Here is a 13,560-nt window from a genome sequence, read left to right on the forward strand (position 1 = left end):
CGTTTTGTAATTGTGCAAGCCGAACCGCATGACTACTCGACGTGAAGCTTGTTGAGTTGCCAGACCCAGCGGTAGTCATATTTGGCATCCTGAAGAACTTTGTGCGCGTCCCTCGGATAAGCGATCCACAAAGGCCCCTTGTCGCGGATCGTCAGCGTACGACCATCCACTTTCGTCGCAAGGATTGGCTCAAACCTAAGATCTTCCATCGGAATGACAGCGGCATAATCGTTCAGGGCGGATGCCCTCAGGCTCTTTCCAAGGACCCCGATTCTTTCCAGCAATGCGCGAAGCGGAACTCCTTCGAACAGGAGAGGCGCCTCGGACAGATCCCATCGTGAGGTAAAAGACGTCCTGCCAAGTGCTTCCAGCATTTTTATGTCGAACAGCGCAACGCCGTTACCATTGGTCCGCTTGATCTTACCGGATACGGTCAGCACGACGGGTCCCTTGGGCAGCGGCAACGGCTCTGTCGCGTAAGACAGGCTGCTGAGGCCCATGGCTATTGCAAAATATACAAACCCGATGAGAGGAAGCATCAGTTCCCGTTTAGCGACAGATTATAATAGAACTACGCTATCTTCTCCGATTTCGGCAAAAAATCCAGAAGGACCAATGAGAAAAGATATGGAGCATAACGTTGATGAAAATCGCCCGGTCATAAATTTTTGTTATAAAAAACCGCTGATGAATAAGTAATTTTTAATATTGAGGCGTAATCTCGATAATAATCTTGGTCTGGCGAGTGCTTCTTAAGACTCCGGCACCATGAGGGGCAAAGCCAAGCATGCCGGTTCAAGCCTTTATCGGAAGCCCGCATGTCGAGGTTTGCAAGCTTGGCCGCAGAAGTTATAATAACGCCTGATCAATATGGGATTGCTGACGGCCTCTCTGGCCCAACAGGAGATAACTATGCGTAAACTCATCGCGGCCTTGGTAGGTGTCGCCATGTTGGCCTCCGCCCTTCCCGCCAGCGCAACCCCTCTCAAGACCCGCCCCCTGCCCCAGGTCGAGCAAGCCTACCCGAACGAGAGCTACTCCCAATACTATCGGCGCGGCTACCGTCCCTATTACCGCGAACGGTACTACTATCGCCGGGACAATGGCGCGGCCGTTGCGGCGGGCGTCGCAGGCCTGGCGGCCGGCGCCTTGATCGCCGGAGCGATCGCCAGCCAGGCCCAGGCTCAGCCGGCCGCTCCCCAGCCTCCCGGCATCGTCGATCCGCAGGTTGCGGCCTACTGCGCCCGGAAGTACCGCTCCTATGACCCGAGGACCGGAACATTCCTTGCCTCGAACGGGATGCGGTACGTCTGCACTTACCCATAACTCTATACACACCGACGCTTCTGGAGCCCTGCGCCAGCCCTTGGCGCAGGGCTTCTGCTTGCATGCCCGGACTCACTGGCCTGCGAGCCTTTACCTCGGAAGGGTATGCCTTAGAACAACAGGCAAGGCTGTAAGGCCGGGATCCCTATCGGCGAAACGGAAGGTTCAGGAACAGCTTCATGGCTCAAGATAATGATAACGGCGGCACCGTCATTCCTCCCACCGAGGCCGCCATCCTGACCTCCGGCAACATGACGGATCTCGAGCTGATCCTTCCGGATATGGGTGACAGCGACCTGCCGGAGATCGCGATCTTTCTCGTCGCCTGCGCCATGCGCTTCCACAGCGATCCCAGCTTCGTCCAGGAGCAACTGGAATGGCTCGTCCAGGCCCACGATGCGGAAGTGGATGAAGGCATGAGGCCGGACCAGCTCAACTCAGCCAACGACGACTGAAGTTCCCGCGCCTGGGGGCGCCGGGCTAGTCGATGAACTCCACCGCAGTGCCCTTCTCGACCATCCCGGCCAATTCCTGCACATCCCAGTTGGTCAGCCGCACACAGCCGTGGGAGTATGCTTTTCCGACCTTCTCCGGCTCGGGCGTGCCATGGATGCCGAACGACTCGATGGAGAGGTCAATCCAGGTGCTGCCCACGGGGTTGTTCGGTCCCGGCTTGATCTCGAATTTCTCCTTCGCCTTCACGCCCTTGAAGGCATAATCCGGGTTGTAGGTGTAGTTCGGGTTCTTTGCGATGGCCCGGACAGTGTGAGAACCACTCGGCGCCGGCTTCTCCTCGCTGCCGATCGAGGCAGGATAAGCGGCGATGAGCGAACCATTCTCGGCCATGGCGCGCAAGACCTTCTCGCTTTTGACGATCTCGATCTTGGCCACCTTCTTCGGCTCTCCGGAATTGGCCTTGGTGTCCACGTTGGACACCACGATGGACGTGCCAGCCTTGTCGAAGGACTTTCCAGGATTCAGGGCCTTGAGCAGGTCCACGTCCATGTGGAACTTCTCAGCAAGCAGTTCCTCCGGGCTGGTATAAGCAAGCCGGTCGAGCTTCGCCTGTTCCTCCATCTTGTCCGGGATCTCGACAAACGGGCCTTTCACATCCTGGTCGGTGATCGTGTATTCGGTCAGCACCGGCTCGGTCGATGTCTGTGTGAGCTTGCGCCAAGCCTCCTCGTCGAGCGCTCCGTCCGGTTTGAGCTCATTGGTCTTCTCGAAGATCTTGAGCGCGTTCTGCAGGTTCTCGCCGTTGTGTCCGTCGATCACGCCGGGCGAGAAGCGCGCCCGGTCGAGCAGGACTTGAGCTTTGATCAGAGCCGGATCGATCTCCTTGCCCTTGTCGCTCTTAGGCGCCCATTCGGCACCGTTCACCGCTTCCAGATTCAGCCCCTGAGGCGCAGCCAGAGCAGGTCCGAGGATGCTCAGAAATCCGAGAGCAGCATAAGCAGTCAACTTCATGGGAGACTCCACCGACGATGTCATGAACGACAAAGCCCGGATCGCCCACCCTGTTCCCGCAATCTACTGGCAGATCCGATAGTCTCCCTTGCGCTGGCGCAGATCGAGGTGGAGGTGATCACCGTGAGCGGCGTCCGATCCGGGGCCTAGCACCGTGTTGAAGATGGGACAGGCGGCCTTCTGGATCGCAGACTGAAATGTCGCTTCCGGCGAATTCTCGGACTGCGAGGCAATCGCCAAAGGAGAGCGCTTGGCGAACTCGAAGCCCATTATATCGACCCCGTTGCCGAGAGCATGCTCGCTGAGCTTGGCGCCATTGCGCTGGTCACGACATTGATAGGAGGTTCCGATCAGGAGCTTGGTGGGCGCACTCTGGAACTGCCGCTCGGCCTCGGGAGCAACCACCTCGCTCATCCAGCGCGCGAGGCTCTGCGCCACCGGGCAGGCCATGAGCGATGCGGGAGCAACCTCGACACCACCAGGCAATGACGACAGGAGAACGGGGTTCTCGACGCTGCACCGCCCCTCCTCAACGCGAGGTCGCTTCTCGAAGCGCAGTCCGAGCTTGGTGAGCCTGTCGAGACAGGCGCTGTGGGCGCTGTTGTCATCGGAAGCCGTCTTTTCGACAGGAGTATCGGCGGGAGGTGGGTTTTCGGAACGGGGTTCGGAGGCGGGCATTTCCGGCCGGTCGGGGCGCGGCGGCGGCAGGGGCGCTGTTGGCGCCTGTGCCCAGGCGGCTGGTGCCAGCACCGGCCACAGAGCCATCACTGCGCCGATCAAACCTGCCCTGCATCCACGACGGTACATCGAAGCTCCGATTTCCCCGCTCTCCAGTTCTATAACCCTCATGCGCCGAGCTTGAGTTCCCGCTCAGTCTTCTGCGCGTCTTGTTCTCATGGAGGGACGCTCCAAAATCCTAAGGAGGAATGGAGGGCCCGCCATGAGGGCATCCCCGATAATGAATGTTGGTTCGGACAAGAGCCTTACGCTGGTTTCGACATTGATCCAGGAGCATGAAAGCGCCTGCACGAAGCGTGTTGCCGAACTCGAGGCGCGGATCGTCCGTCTGCAGGCCGAGCTTCAACAGGCAGAGGCCGACCTTGAGCGCGAGAAAACACGTCTGCCCGCACCCGGCGATTTCGTCCGCTGCCCTCTGACGAATTTCTTCGGACGCGTCACGAAGGTCACCCCGCGGCCACAGGGCCGCCCCTGGATCGAAATCGTCCCCTATCTCGGCCCCGACCTGCCCGGCCACTCGACCATGGATCTCTTCGACAGCTGGGAGCTGATCGATCCGCCCTCCAGGGAGGCGGGAGACGGCAGCGCCGATGGATCTCCGGGACTGCCGACCATCGCTCCCTTCATGCCTGTCGGGCGGGTCTTGCACGGCGCAGCACCTGCGGATGACGAAATCGAGCTGTCGCTTCGAAGGCTTTGGACGCCACCCAGGGACACCTCTTCATAACCCCGCGACCTGCCGGGAAACCTGCAACAATTCCACGGATATCGCGTTGGCCCTGCGGTTTCGCTGCCTGAGAAATGCCGGCGGAGCCTCCGACGCATGGCACTCGGAAGGCCCAATCCCGGCCCCTTCCTCCCCATGCGATCGCATGACTGATCACTGGAACGATGGGAAGACAGCCATGGCAGAGGATGGGCAGAATGTACGGCTCCAGGTCGCGAACGCGCGACCGGACGATTCCGGGCGAGGCATCGCCCGCATGAGCCGGCAAGCCCTGGCTGAGATCGGCGTTCAGGAAGGCCAGGCTGTCGAGATCATCGGAAAGCGCCACACCACGGCCATTGCGGTCACACCTTATGCCGAAGACGAAGGCCTCAATATCGTGCGCCTCGACGGCCTGCAACGCGTGAACGCGGGTGTCGGCAGCGGCGACCATGTGGAGGTCAAGCGTGCCGATGTCCGCCCTGCCACCCGTGTCGTGCTGGCGCCGGCTCAGAAAGGGCTGCGGCTTCAAGGTTCCGGCGACGCTCTGAAACGCACCTTCCATCAGCGCCCGCTCACGGCCGGCGACGTGATCTCCACTTCGGTGTACTCGCAGCGTTCGACCGATCAGCGCCTGCCGGAGGAACTGCGAGGACTGCTCAACATCCCGGCCTATGGTCTGCAGGAAATCCGCCTTGTAGTCGTCACGACCCAGCCGCGCGGCATCGTGCACGTGACGGCGGAGACCGAGATCGAGCTGCGTCCGCAATTCGAGGAGCCGCGTGAGGCCCGCCGTGCCGATGTGACCTATGATGATATCGGCGGGCTCGGCACCACGGTCGATCAGCTGCGAGAAATGGTGGAGCTGCCGCTTCGCCATCCGGAACTGTTCCAGCGTCTCGGCATCGACCCGCCCAAGGGCGTGCTGCTCTACGGCCCGCCCGGCACCGGCAAGACACGGCTGGCGCGTGCCGTGGCCAACGAGACGGAGGCGCAGTTCTACCACATCGCCGGTCCCGAGATCATGGGCCGTCACTACGGCGAGTCGGAACAGCGTCTGCGGCAGGTGTTCCAGGAGGCGCAGCAGAATGCGCCGGCCATCATCTTCATTGACGAAATCGACAGCATTGCGCCCAAGCGCGAGGAGGTGACCGGCGAGGTCGAGCGGCGCATCGTTGCGCAGCTTCTCACCCTCATGGACGGCTTGGAGCCGCGGCAGAACATCGTGGTGATCGGCGCGACGAACCGGCGCGAGGCCATCGACGAGGCCTTGCGCCGACCTGGCCGCTTCGATCGCGAGATCGTCATCGGGGTGCCGGACGAACCGGGGCGCCGGGAAATCATGGGCATTCACACCCGCGGCATGCCCTTGGCCGAGGACGTGAATCTCGATGAGATCGCCCGCATCACCTACGGCTTCGTCGGTGCCGATCTGGCGGCGCTGTCCCGCGAGGCCGCCATGGACTCGCTGAGGCGGATCCTGCCCGGCATCAACCTGCGCGACGGCATTCCGTCAAACGTGCTGGAGAGCCTGCAGGTGAACCGGCAGGACTTCATGAATGCCATGAAGCGCGTCCAACCGTCGGCGCTCCGCGAGATCATGATCCAGGTGCCGAACGTGACCTGGGACGATATCGGCGGTGTCGAGGAGGCTCGGATCCGTCTGCGCGAGGGCGTGGAGCTTCCGCTCAAGAGCCCAGAATCCTTCCTTCGCCTCGGGATTCGTCCGGCCAAGGGCTTCCTGCTCTTTGGACCGCCCGGAACCGGCAAGACCCTTCTGGCAAAGGCGGTCGCCCGCGAGGCTCAGGCCAACTTCGTGGCGACTAAATCCTCGGATCTCCTGTCGAAGTGGTATGGCGAGTCCGAGCAGCAGGTCTCGCGCCTCTTCGCTCGTGCCCGCCAGGTCGCCCCGACGGTCATTTTCATCGACGAGATCGACTCGCTCGCTCCCGTGCGCGGTGGCGGGCTCGGAGAACCCGCCGTCACGGAGCGGGTGGTCAACACGATCCTGGCCGAGATGGACGGGCTTGAGGAACTGCAGGGGGTCGTTGTAATGGCGGCCACGAACAGACCCAACCTTATTGACCCTGCCCTTCTGCGGCCCGGGCGCTTCGACGAGCTGATCTATGTGCCGGTTCCCGATGCCAAGGGCCGCCGGCATATCCTTGGCATCCACACTAAGGCGATGCCGCTTGGACCGGACGTTGATCTCGACAGCATCGCTGAACGGACCGACCGGTATACGGGGGCCGATCTCGAAGACCTGACGCGCCGGGCCGGCCTCCTCGCCCTGCGGGAATCGCTTCAGGCGCAGAGCGTGACCATGGCGCATTTCGAGCAGTCCCTGCGCGAGACGCGCCCGTCCGTCACACCTGAGATGGAGCGGGAATACGAGGAGCTGGTCGGCACCCTCAAGCAGACAGGACCGCAGCGCCAACCCATCGGTTTCCTGCCCGTCAGGCAGGCTGCCGAGTAGCCCGGTCGTCTGAACAGAAAGGGCTCGTGGCACCGCGGTCATGAGCCACTTTTCGTAATGGGGCAGGCAAAGAAAAGGCGTGGACCCGAAGGTCCACGCCTGTTGTTGAGACGGTGCAAGATTTACCGAGCGCAAGCCACCGGAACACGGGTGTTCGACTGCGGATCGAGAACCGTGCGGCACGGAACTCCATTCACCGTCCGAATCTCATGCGGTGCCGCATAGGGGAACGGCGAAGCCGGAGTACCGGACACGGGAGCGCCCATCATGGAGCCGCCGGGAGCAGGAGCGATGCTGCCCGTTGCAACCACGTCAGTGTCCATGGCCATCGGGGCCGCCGAAACGCCTGCCACCGGACCGGCGCAGGCTACCGGGATCCTGGACTTGGAGCTGTAGTCATAGACAGTGCGGCATGGCACGCCGTTGATCCAGCGGATCTCGTGCGGAGCCGCATACGGGAACGGGGAATTCGGCGTCCCGGAGGCCGGCTGCGCAACGGCAGAGCCAATCCCGGAAAGGGCCATCAGACCGGCGCCAGCAATGAGTGCGATCCTCTTCATAGAAGTCTCCTGTGCTTGGTTTAGGCATGGCTTCTCGCCATAAGAACACAGGCTTAACGCGCTCGGATCGATTGGTTTCCAAGCGCCGCGGATCCCCACAGAGTTGTGATGAACAATTCACAAGAGGCCAGACGCGATACTGTCAAGCATATACTCGCGATATCGCAGGATAACCTTTGCTTTATAATGATATGTGCTGCTGGAACCGCAGGAGGCAATCTACATCTATTCTAAACTTCGGCGACTTTACCCTACCTGATACGCCGAAATGACAAGCTTTCATCTACGGAAATATCATGCATCAAGATCGTCAAGACCCCGGCACTATCGCGCCTAATCGCGGTCGGGACACCAGCTCATCGTATTGCGCAGACCACGGGCAACGAGCCTAAGGCCCGGTTTCCACCAAGGCTCAATTGCGTTTCTTCCTTTGATCGCTGGAAGCCTCTTGGCTGAAGGTGTCAGCCAAGAGGATCGAGGTTCACTGTCGATCCGACCTGCACGCTGCCTCCTATGCGGCGGCATCCACCGCCAAGCGCCCTTCATGAATGGCGTGGCAGGCGACCCCACCGAGGAGAGGCGGAATCTCAGCCCGGCAGCGTTCGTTGGCGAAGGGGCAGCGCGGGTTGAAGGTGCAGCCGGAGGGCGGGCTGATCGGGTTCGGGATCTCGCCGCTCACGGGAATGCGCTGGCGCCCGGTCATGCCCACATCCGGCACCGCATCGAGGAGCATGCGGGTATAGGGATGCTTCGGCTGCGCGAAGAGTTCGCGCCCGTTGGAGATCTCGACGATGCGGCCGAGATACATCACGCCGATCCGGGTCGCCATGTGACGCACCACAGCGAGGTTGTGGCTGATGAGCAGGTAGGTCAGGCCGAGACGGTCCTGCAGATCGCGCATGAGATTCAGGATCTGCGCCTGTACCGACACGTCGAGAGCCGAGGTCGGCTCGTCGCAGACGATGAATTCCGCATTCGACGCGAGCGCACGCGCAATCGCGACGCGCTGGCGCTGGCCGCCTGAGAACTCGTGCGGGTACTTCTTGCCGTCTGCCGGATGGAGCCCGACCAGCGTCAGCAGTTCCCCGACCCGCGCTTCGATCTCCTTCTCCCGCTCGATCAAGTGGAAGGCACGGATCGGCTCGGCCACAATGCGGTCTACCTGCCAGCGCGGATTGAGGCTGGCATAGGGGTCCTGGAAGATCATCTGGATGCGCCGGCGCAGGCGCTGGCGTTCGGCCAAAGCGGCCTTGCTGGACATGGAGACGCCGTCGATCACCACCTCGCCATTCGTCGGCGGCAGCAAGCCCACCACCATGCGGGCTACCGTGGACTTGCCCGACCCGGACTCGCCGACGAGCGCGAAGGTTTCGCCCTTGGCAATGGAGAAGGAGACGCCGTCGACTGCTTTCAGAAATTGCTTTTCGCCGCCTTCCAGCACCCGGTTGAGCCAAGGCTTTGAGACGTCGAACTCGCGGCGCAGGTCTTTGACTTCGACATAGGAACGCTCGGTCACGCAACAGCCTCCGATCGGGCGGAAGATTCGTCGTAGAGATGGCAGGCCACACGATGCTCGCTGTGCTGGATCGGCTCCGGCCGCTCGACCCGGCAGCGGTCGAACACATAGGGGCAGCGCGGATTGAAGGGGCATCCTGGCGGAATGGCTGACAGGCGCGGCATCGAGCCCGGGATCTGCACGAGGCGGTCCGTCTCGCTCTCCAGGGACGGGATCGCGCCCATGAGCCCCTTGGCATAGGGATGCAAGGGGTTCTGCACGACGTCCCGCACGGGGCCGATCTCGGCGATGCGGCCCGCATACATCACGGCCACGCGGTCGGCGGTTTCGGCGATCACACCCATGTCGTGCGTGACGAGCATGATGGCCGTGCCGTGCTCGCGCCCGAGGCGCTTCAGGAGCGAGATGATCTGCGCCTGCACGGAGACGTCGAGGGCCGTCGTCGGCTCGTCGGCGATGATAAGCTCCGGCTCCGCACACAGGGCGAGCGCGATGACGACGCGCTGGCGCATTCCGCCGGAGAACTCGTGCGGATAGCTGTCGATCCGCCTCTCCGGCGCCGGGATGCCGACCTCCGCCAGAAGGTCGATGGCGCGCTTGCGCGCGGCGGAAGCGGAGAGGTTCGTGTGGGTGCGGATGGTCTCGACGAGTTGCTCGCTGACCCGGTAGAGAGGGTTGAGGCTGGTCAGCGGATCCTGGAAGATCATGCCGATGCGCTTGCCGCGCACCCGGCGCATCTCCTCGGGCGGCAGATTGTCGATGCGCATGCCCGACAGCAGGACCTCGCCCCCAGCGATGCGGCCTGGCGGATCGATGAGGCCGATGACGGCGGAGCCCGTCACCGATTTGCCGGCACCGGATTCGCCGACGACGCCGAGCACTTCGCCCTTGCCGATGTCGAAGGAAATGCCATCGATGGCCTTGAGAATGCCGCGGCGCGTGACGAACTCGACGCGCAGGTCACGGACGGAGAGGACGGGTTGAGCCATGGATGTCGCCTCTTTCATCGCAGCTTCGGATTGAGCGCATCGCGCAGCCAATCGCCCAGGAGGTTGATGGCGAGCACGAGAACGGCGAGCGCAATGCCCGGGAAGGCCACGATCCACCATTCGCCGGAGAACAGGTAGTTGTTGCCGATGCGGATCAGCGTGCCGAGGGACGGCATAGTCTCGGGCATGCCGGTTCCGAGGAACGACAGGGTTGCCTCGGTGATGACGGCAAGCGCCAGGTTGATGGTGGCGATCACCAGCACCGGACCGAGAACGTTCGGCAGAACATGCCGGAACATGATCACCGGGGTCGGCAGGCCGATGAGCCGGGCGGCGGCAATGTAGTCCTTGTTCTTCTCCACCATCACCGAGCCGCGCACGGTGCGGGCATATTGCACCCAGAAACTCAGGCCGATGGAGAAAACCAGCACGGAAAGAGTCGTCATCTCGCTGAGTTGACCTCCGAGGACGGCTTTAACCACACCGTCCACAAGAAGGGCGATCAGAATTGCCGGAAAGGTCAGCTGCACGTCGGCGATGCGCATGATGATGGCGTCGGTCGTGCCTCCCACATAGCCGGCGATTAGGCCTAGGGTGATCCCAAGAGTGGCCGAAAGAGCCACACCAAGGATGCCCACCGTAAGCGAGATGCGCAGGCCATAGAGAATGGCCGAAAAGATGTCCCGGCCCTGCTCGTCCGTGCCCAGCACGAAAGGCATCTGCCCTTCGGCGCTCCAAATCGGCGGCAGCCGGCTGTTCATGAGCTCCAGCTGCGCGGGATCGAACGGATCCTGCGGCGACAGGATCCCTGCCAGGATGGCGGAGGCCATGAAGAGACCGGTCAAAAAGGCGGCCACCATCGTGAGCTTGGAACGCTTGAAGCTCGCCCAGACGTCGCTGTCGAAGAAGCGGCCGGCCCATGTGGTAGGCGGTGAATGCGGCGCGGGTGCCGCCTGGATTGCGTCTGCCATGGTTCCCTCCTCAGGCCGGCTGCCGGATGGACGTTCTCAGGCGGGGATCGACGATCGTGTAGAGGATGTCGACGGCGAGGTTGATCAGGACGAAGATGAGCGCCACCAGCATCAGGTAGGCGGCCATGATCGGAATATCGACGTTCTGAACCGCCTGCACGAACAGGAGGCCCATGCCGGGCCACTGGAACACGGTCTCCGTGATGATCGCAAAGGCGATCACCGAGCCGAACTGCAGGCCCACGATGGTGATGACCGGAACCAGCGTGTTCTTGAGCGCGTGCCCAAAATGAATCGCCCGGGTGGTGAGCCCCCTCGCCCGTGCGAACTTGATATAATCGGTGCGCAGCACCTCCAGCATCTCCGCCCGAACGATGCGCATGATCAGCGTCATCTGGAACAGGCCGAGCGTGATCGATGGCATGATCAGAGCCTTCAGACCCGAGGTGGTGAGAAGCCCCGTCGACCACCAGCCCAGGCGAACCGTGTCGCCGCGCCCGAAGGACGGCAGCCACCCGAGGATGACGGAAAAGAGATAGATCAGCAGAATGCCGATTAGGAATGTTGGCAGCGAGATGCCGATGAGCGAGATCGTCTGGAACACCTTGGCGAGGAAGCTATCCCGTTTGAGGCCTGAATAGACACCCATGAGGACGCCGAACCCGATTGCGAAAAGGGTCGCGCAGAAGGCGAGCTCCAGGGTGGCCGGCATGCGCTCGGCCAGCAGATCGGACACAGGCTGCCGGAACTGGTAGGACACGCCGAACTCTCCCCGGACGGCGCTGGAAAGATAACGTGCGAACTGCACCGGAACCGGGTCATCGAGGCCGAGAGAGCGGCGGACCTGCTCCCGCTCAGCCGCGGGGGTGTCGAGGGAGACGATCTGGTTCACCGGATCGCCGGCAAAGCGGAACATAGCAAACGAAATAATGCCGACGGCTAGGAGAACGCCAATAGCCTGGAGGGCACGTCGAATGACAAAAGCAAACATGCACAATCTCTTGATCGCTGCGCCTCGGGCGAACTTGCTCGTCCGGGGCCTTCGAATGAACTGTCCCGGGCAGCGAGCTGCCCGGGACATGCGATCAGGCGCGGACTATTCCTTCTTCTGGGCCCAGTAGAGCAGCACCTGATTGTCGGCGCGCTGAACCAGGTTCACCTTGTTCGAGACGCCCCACGCGAGAGCCTGCTGGTGCAGCGGAATGTAGGCATAGTCTTCGGTCGAGATCTTGTAGGCTTCCTTGATCATCTGGTCGCGCTTCTCCTTGTTGCTCTCGACCAGGATCTTGTCCGTCAGCTCGTCATGCTGCTTGTTGCAGTAGTTGCCGAGATTCGACTCGCCTCGCGAGGAATTCGGATCATTGCGGCAGCCCTGGATGTCGAACAGCACGTTGTGGCTATCAAAGGTTCCAGGAGTCCAGCCCAGCAGGTAGAACGAGGTGTTGTAGTTGCCGGACTTCAGCACCTTACCAAAGTACTGCGCCTTCGGCTGAGCCATCAGGTTCACCTTGACGCCGGCGCGAGCCAGCATGCCGACGACGGCCTGGCAGATCGCCTCGTCGTTGACATAGCGGTCGTTCGGGCAGTCCATGCCGACCTCGAAGCCGTTCGGATAACCCGCATCAGCCAGGAGCTTCTTGGCAGCCTCGACATCATACTTCGGGCGCTCGAAATCCTTTGAGAGCGCGAAAATCTGAGGCGCGATCATGAGAGCCGAAGGCGTCGCCATGCCGCGCATGACGCGGGACTTGATGGTCTCGATGTCGATGGCCTTATAGAAGGCCTCACGGACGCGCTTGTCCTTGAAGGGGTTTTTGCCCTTCACGTTCGAGAACAGAAGCTCGTCGCGGGTCTGGTCGAACCCCAGGAAGATGGTGCGCAGCTCGGGGCCCGCTTGCACCTTCGCATTGGCGCTGCTGTTGACGCGCTGGACGTCCTGCAGTGGAACTGGCTCCACCACGTCCACCTCGCCCGAAAGTAGCGCAGCCACGCGGGTGGCGTCCGATGCGATGGGAGTGAAGACGATCTCATCCAGGTTATGCTCGACCTTGCCCCACCATTCCTTGTGAGGCTTGAAGACGGTCTTCACGCCGGGCTGGTGGCTTTCGATCTTGAATGGGCCGGTCCCATTGGCGTTCAGCGAGGCGTAGCTCGGCGTGGTCGCGGCGGCGGGGGTCGGCTGAACGCTGTTGTTCGCCTCCGACCACTCCTTGTCCATGATGTACCAAGTATCCCACTGGGCATTCATGATCGGGTTAGGCGACTTCAGCTTCACGTCGACCGTGTGGTCGTCGACCTTCACCCACTCGGAGCCGCTCGGCACGCGGGTCTGGAAGTTCGAGCCCTGGGCGCGCACGCGGTTGGCTGAGAAGATCACGTCGTCGGCATTGAACGGATTCCCGTTATGGAATTTCACGTTCTTGCGCAGGAAGAGGCGCCAAGTCATGCCGTCTTCGCTGATCTCCCAGCGCTCGGCGAGACCCGGAATAATGGAGAGATCCTTGTCGCGCTTGGTGAGACCCTCATAGACATGGCCGTGATGCGCGATCGTGGTGGTCTCGTTGAGGGTATACGGGTCGAGCGACTTGAGGTCGCCTTGGTTGGCATAGCGCAGGGTCACAGCCATGGCCGGCAGGGCGGCGCCGGTCATCAGCACGGCAACCGTGGCGGCAAGGAATTTCGAACGTTTGGTCATCGTGTCTCTTTCTCCTCTGGAAGCCCCGCGTCTTTGCGCGGTGTTCTTCTTGTCGGAAGCTCGGCTTTTGTTTCCGCTCTTCCGTCGGGCATGAAGTTAGGCAGGAAAGTGGCCGG

Annotated in this window: 13 protein-coding genes; 4 read left to right on the plus strand and 9 right to left on the minus strand. The window is 61.9% G+C overall.

Annotated features, from left to right (window positions below):
- Positions 1-32 precede the first annotated feature (32 nt).
- A complete protein-coding gene (locus JQC81_RS17440) occupies positions 33-539 on the minus strand; it encodes a putative pterin-binding protein (RefSeq protein WP_203273063.1) in 507 nt (168 codons plus the stop codon).
- Between the two features lie 373 nt (positions 540-912).
- On the opposite strand from JQC81_RS17440, the gene JQC81_RS17445 reads away from it, so the two are divergent.
- Together JQC81_RS17445 and JQC81_RS17450 are read left to right on the plus strand one after the other, a co-directional pair.
- Positions 913-1,326: a BA14K family protein gene (locus JQC81_RS17445; protein ID WP_203273064.1), complete on the plus strand. Its 414-nt coding sequence runs from the start codon at positions 913-915 to the stop codon at positions 1,324-1,326.
- A gap of 179 nt (positions 1,327-1,505) precedes the next feature.
- Positions 1,506-1,781, plus strand: coding sequence for a hypothetical protein (locus JQC81_RS17450; protein WP_203273065.1), 276 nt, complete (start codon positions 1,506-1,508; stop codon positions 1,779-1,781).
- A 25-nt stretch (positions 1,782-1,806) separates the two neighbouring features.
- On the opposite strand, the gene JQC81_RS17455 is transcribed toward JQC81_RS17450, so the two are convergent.
- Both JQC81_RS17455 and JQC81_RS17460 read right to left on the minus strand, forming a co-directional pair.
- Positions 1,807-2,793, minus strand: coding sequence for a L,D-transpeptidase family protein (locus tag JQC81_RS17455; protein WP_203273066.1), 987 nt, complete (start codon positions 2,791-2,793; stop codon positions 1,807-1,809).
- Positions 2,794-2,856: 63 nt separating this feature from the next.
- A complete protein-coding gene (locus JQC81_RS17460; RefSeq protein WP_203273067.1) occupies positions 2,857-3,600 on the minus strand; it encodes an extensin-like domain-containing protein in 744 nt (247 codons plus the stop codon).
- Positions 3,601-3,751: 151 nt separating this feature from the next.
- Between JQC81_RS17460 and JQC81_RS17465 the strand changes: the two genes are divergently transcribed.
- Together JQC81_RS17465 and JQC81_RS17470 are read left to right on the plus strand one after the other, a co-directional pair.
- Complete coding sequence (locus JQC81_RS17465) at positions 3,752-4,258, plus strand: HlyD family secretion protein (protein ID WP_203273068.1); 507 nt, start codon at positions 3,752-3,754, stop codon at positions 4,256-4,258.
- A 178-nt stretch (positions 4,259-4,436) separates the two neighbouring features.
- The gene (locus JQC81_RS17470; protein WP_203273069.1) at positions 4,437-6,713 is read left to right on the plus strand and encodes a CDC48 family AAA ATPase; all 2,277 of its coding nucleotides are present in this window, start codon (positions 4,437-4,439) and stop codon (positions 6,711-6,713) included.
- Positions 6,714-6,835: 122 nt separating this feature from the next.
- On the opposite strand, the gene JQC81_RS17475 is transcribed toward JQC81_RS17470, so the two are convergent.
- The 6 genes from JQC81_RS17475 to JQC81_RS17500 form a co-directional block, all read right to left on the minus strand.
- On the minus strand, positions 6,836-7,273 hold the full coding sequence (locus JQC81_RS17475) for a hypothetical protein (protein ID WP_203273070.1): 438 nt from the start codon (positions 7,271-7,273) through the stop codon (positions 6,836-6,838).
- Positions 7,274-7,784: 511 nt separating this feature from the next.
- Positions 7,785-8,789, minus strand: a complete 1,005-nt coding sequence (locus JQC81_RS17480) for an ABC transporter ATP-binding protein (protein WP_203273071.1) — start codon at positions 8,787-8,789, stop codon at positions 7,785-7,787.
- A complete protein-coding gene (locus JQC81_RS17485; protein WP_203273072.1) occupies positions 8,786-9,778 on the minus strand; it encodes an ABC transporter ATP-binding protein in 993 nt (330 codons plus the stop codon). Before JQC81_RS17485 ends, JQC81_RS17480 begins: the two co-directional genes overlap by 4 nt.
- Before the next feature lie 14 nt (positions 9,779-9,792).
- The gene (locus tag JQC81_RS17490; protein ID WP_203273073.1) at positions 9,793-10,749 is read right to left on the minus strand and encodes an ABC transporter permease; all 957 of its coding nucleotides are present in this window, start codon (positions 10,747-10,749) and stop codon (positions 9,793-9,795) included.
- Positions 10,750-10,759: 10 nt separating this feature from the next.
- Positions 10,760-11,740 (minus strand): ABC transporter permease, encoded by a 981-nt coding sequence (locus JQC81_RS17495; protein ID WP_183450509.1) that lies wholly within the window; start codon positions 11,738-11,740, stop codon positions 10,760-10,762.
- 105 nt (positions 11,741-11,845) lie between these two features.
- Complete coding sequence (locus tag JQC81_RS17500) at positions 11,846-13,444, minus strand: ABC transporter substrate-binding protein (RefSeq protein ID WP_203273074.1); 1,599 nt, start codon at positions 13,442-13,444, stop codon at positions 11,846-11,848.
- Positions 13,445-13,560 lie beyond the last annotated feature (116 nt).

This window comes from Microvirga arabica, assembly GCF_016811235.1.
Classification (GTDB): domain Bacteria; phylum Pseudomonadota; class Alphaproteobacteria; order Rhizobiales; family Beijerinckiaceae; genus Microvirga; species Microvirga arabica.

Bases quoted from the DNA above. Each gene is read 5' to 3' on its own strand.
- JQC81_RS17440 (WP_203273063.1), bottom strand. From the start codon at position 539: ATGCTTCCTCTCATCGGGTTTGTATATTTTGCAATAGCCATGGGCCTC.
- JQC81_RS17445 (WP_203273064.1), top strand. From the start codon at position 913: ATGCGTAAACTCATCGCGGCCTTGGTAGGTGTCGCCATGTTGGCCTCC.
- JQC81_RS17450 (WP_203273065.1), top strand. From the start codon at position 1,506: ATGGCTCAAGATAATGATAACGGCGGCACCGTCATTCCTCCCACCGAG.
- JQC81_RS17455 (WP_203273066.1), bottom strand. From the start codon at position 2,793: ATGAAGTTGACTGCTTATGCTGCTCTCGGATTTCTGAGCATCCTCGGA.
- JQC81_RS17460 (WP_203273067.1), bottom strand. From the start codon at position 3,600: ATGTACCGTCGTGGATGCAGGGCAGGTTTGATCGGCGCAGTGATGGCT.
- JQC81_RS17465 (WP_203273068.1), top strand. From the start codon at position 3,752: ATGAATGTTGGTTCGGACAAGAGCCTTACGCTGGTTTCGACATTGATC.
- JQC81_RS17470 (WP_203273069.1), top strand. From the start codon at position 4,437: ATGGCAGAGGATGGGCAGAATGTACGGCTCCAGGTCGCGAACGCGCGA.
- JQC81_RS17475 (WP_203273070.1), bottom strand. From the start codon at position 7,273: ATGAAGAGGATCGCACTCATTGCTGGCGCCGGTCTGATGGCCCTTTCC.
- JQC81_RS17485 (WP_203273072.1), bottom strand. From the start codon at position 9,778: ATGGCTCAACCCGTCCTCTCCGTCCGTGACCTGCGCGTCGAGTTCGTC.
- JQC81_RS17490 (WP_203273073.1), bottom strand. From the start codon at position 10,749: ATGGCAGACGCAATCCAGGCGGCACCCGCGCCGCATTCACCGCCTACC.
- JQC81_RS17495 (WP_183450509.1), bottom strand. From the start codon at position 11,740: ATGTTTGCTTTTGTCATTCGACGTGCCCTCCAGGCTATTGGCGTTCTC.
- JQC81_RS17500 (WP_203273074.1), bottom strand. From the start codon at position 13,444: ATGACCAAACGTTCGAAATTCCTTGCCGCCACGGTTGCCGTGCTGATG.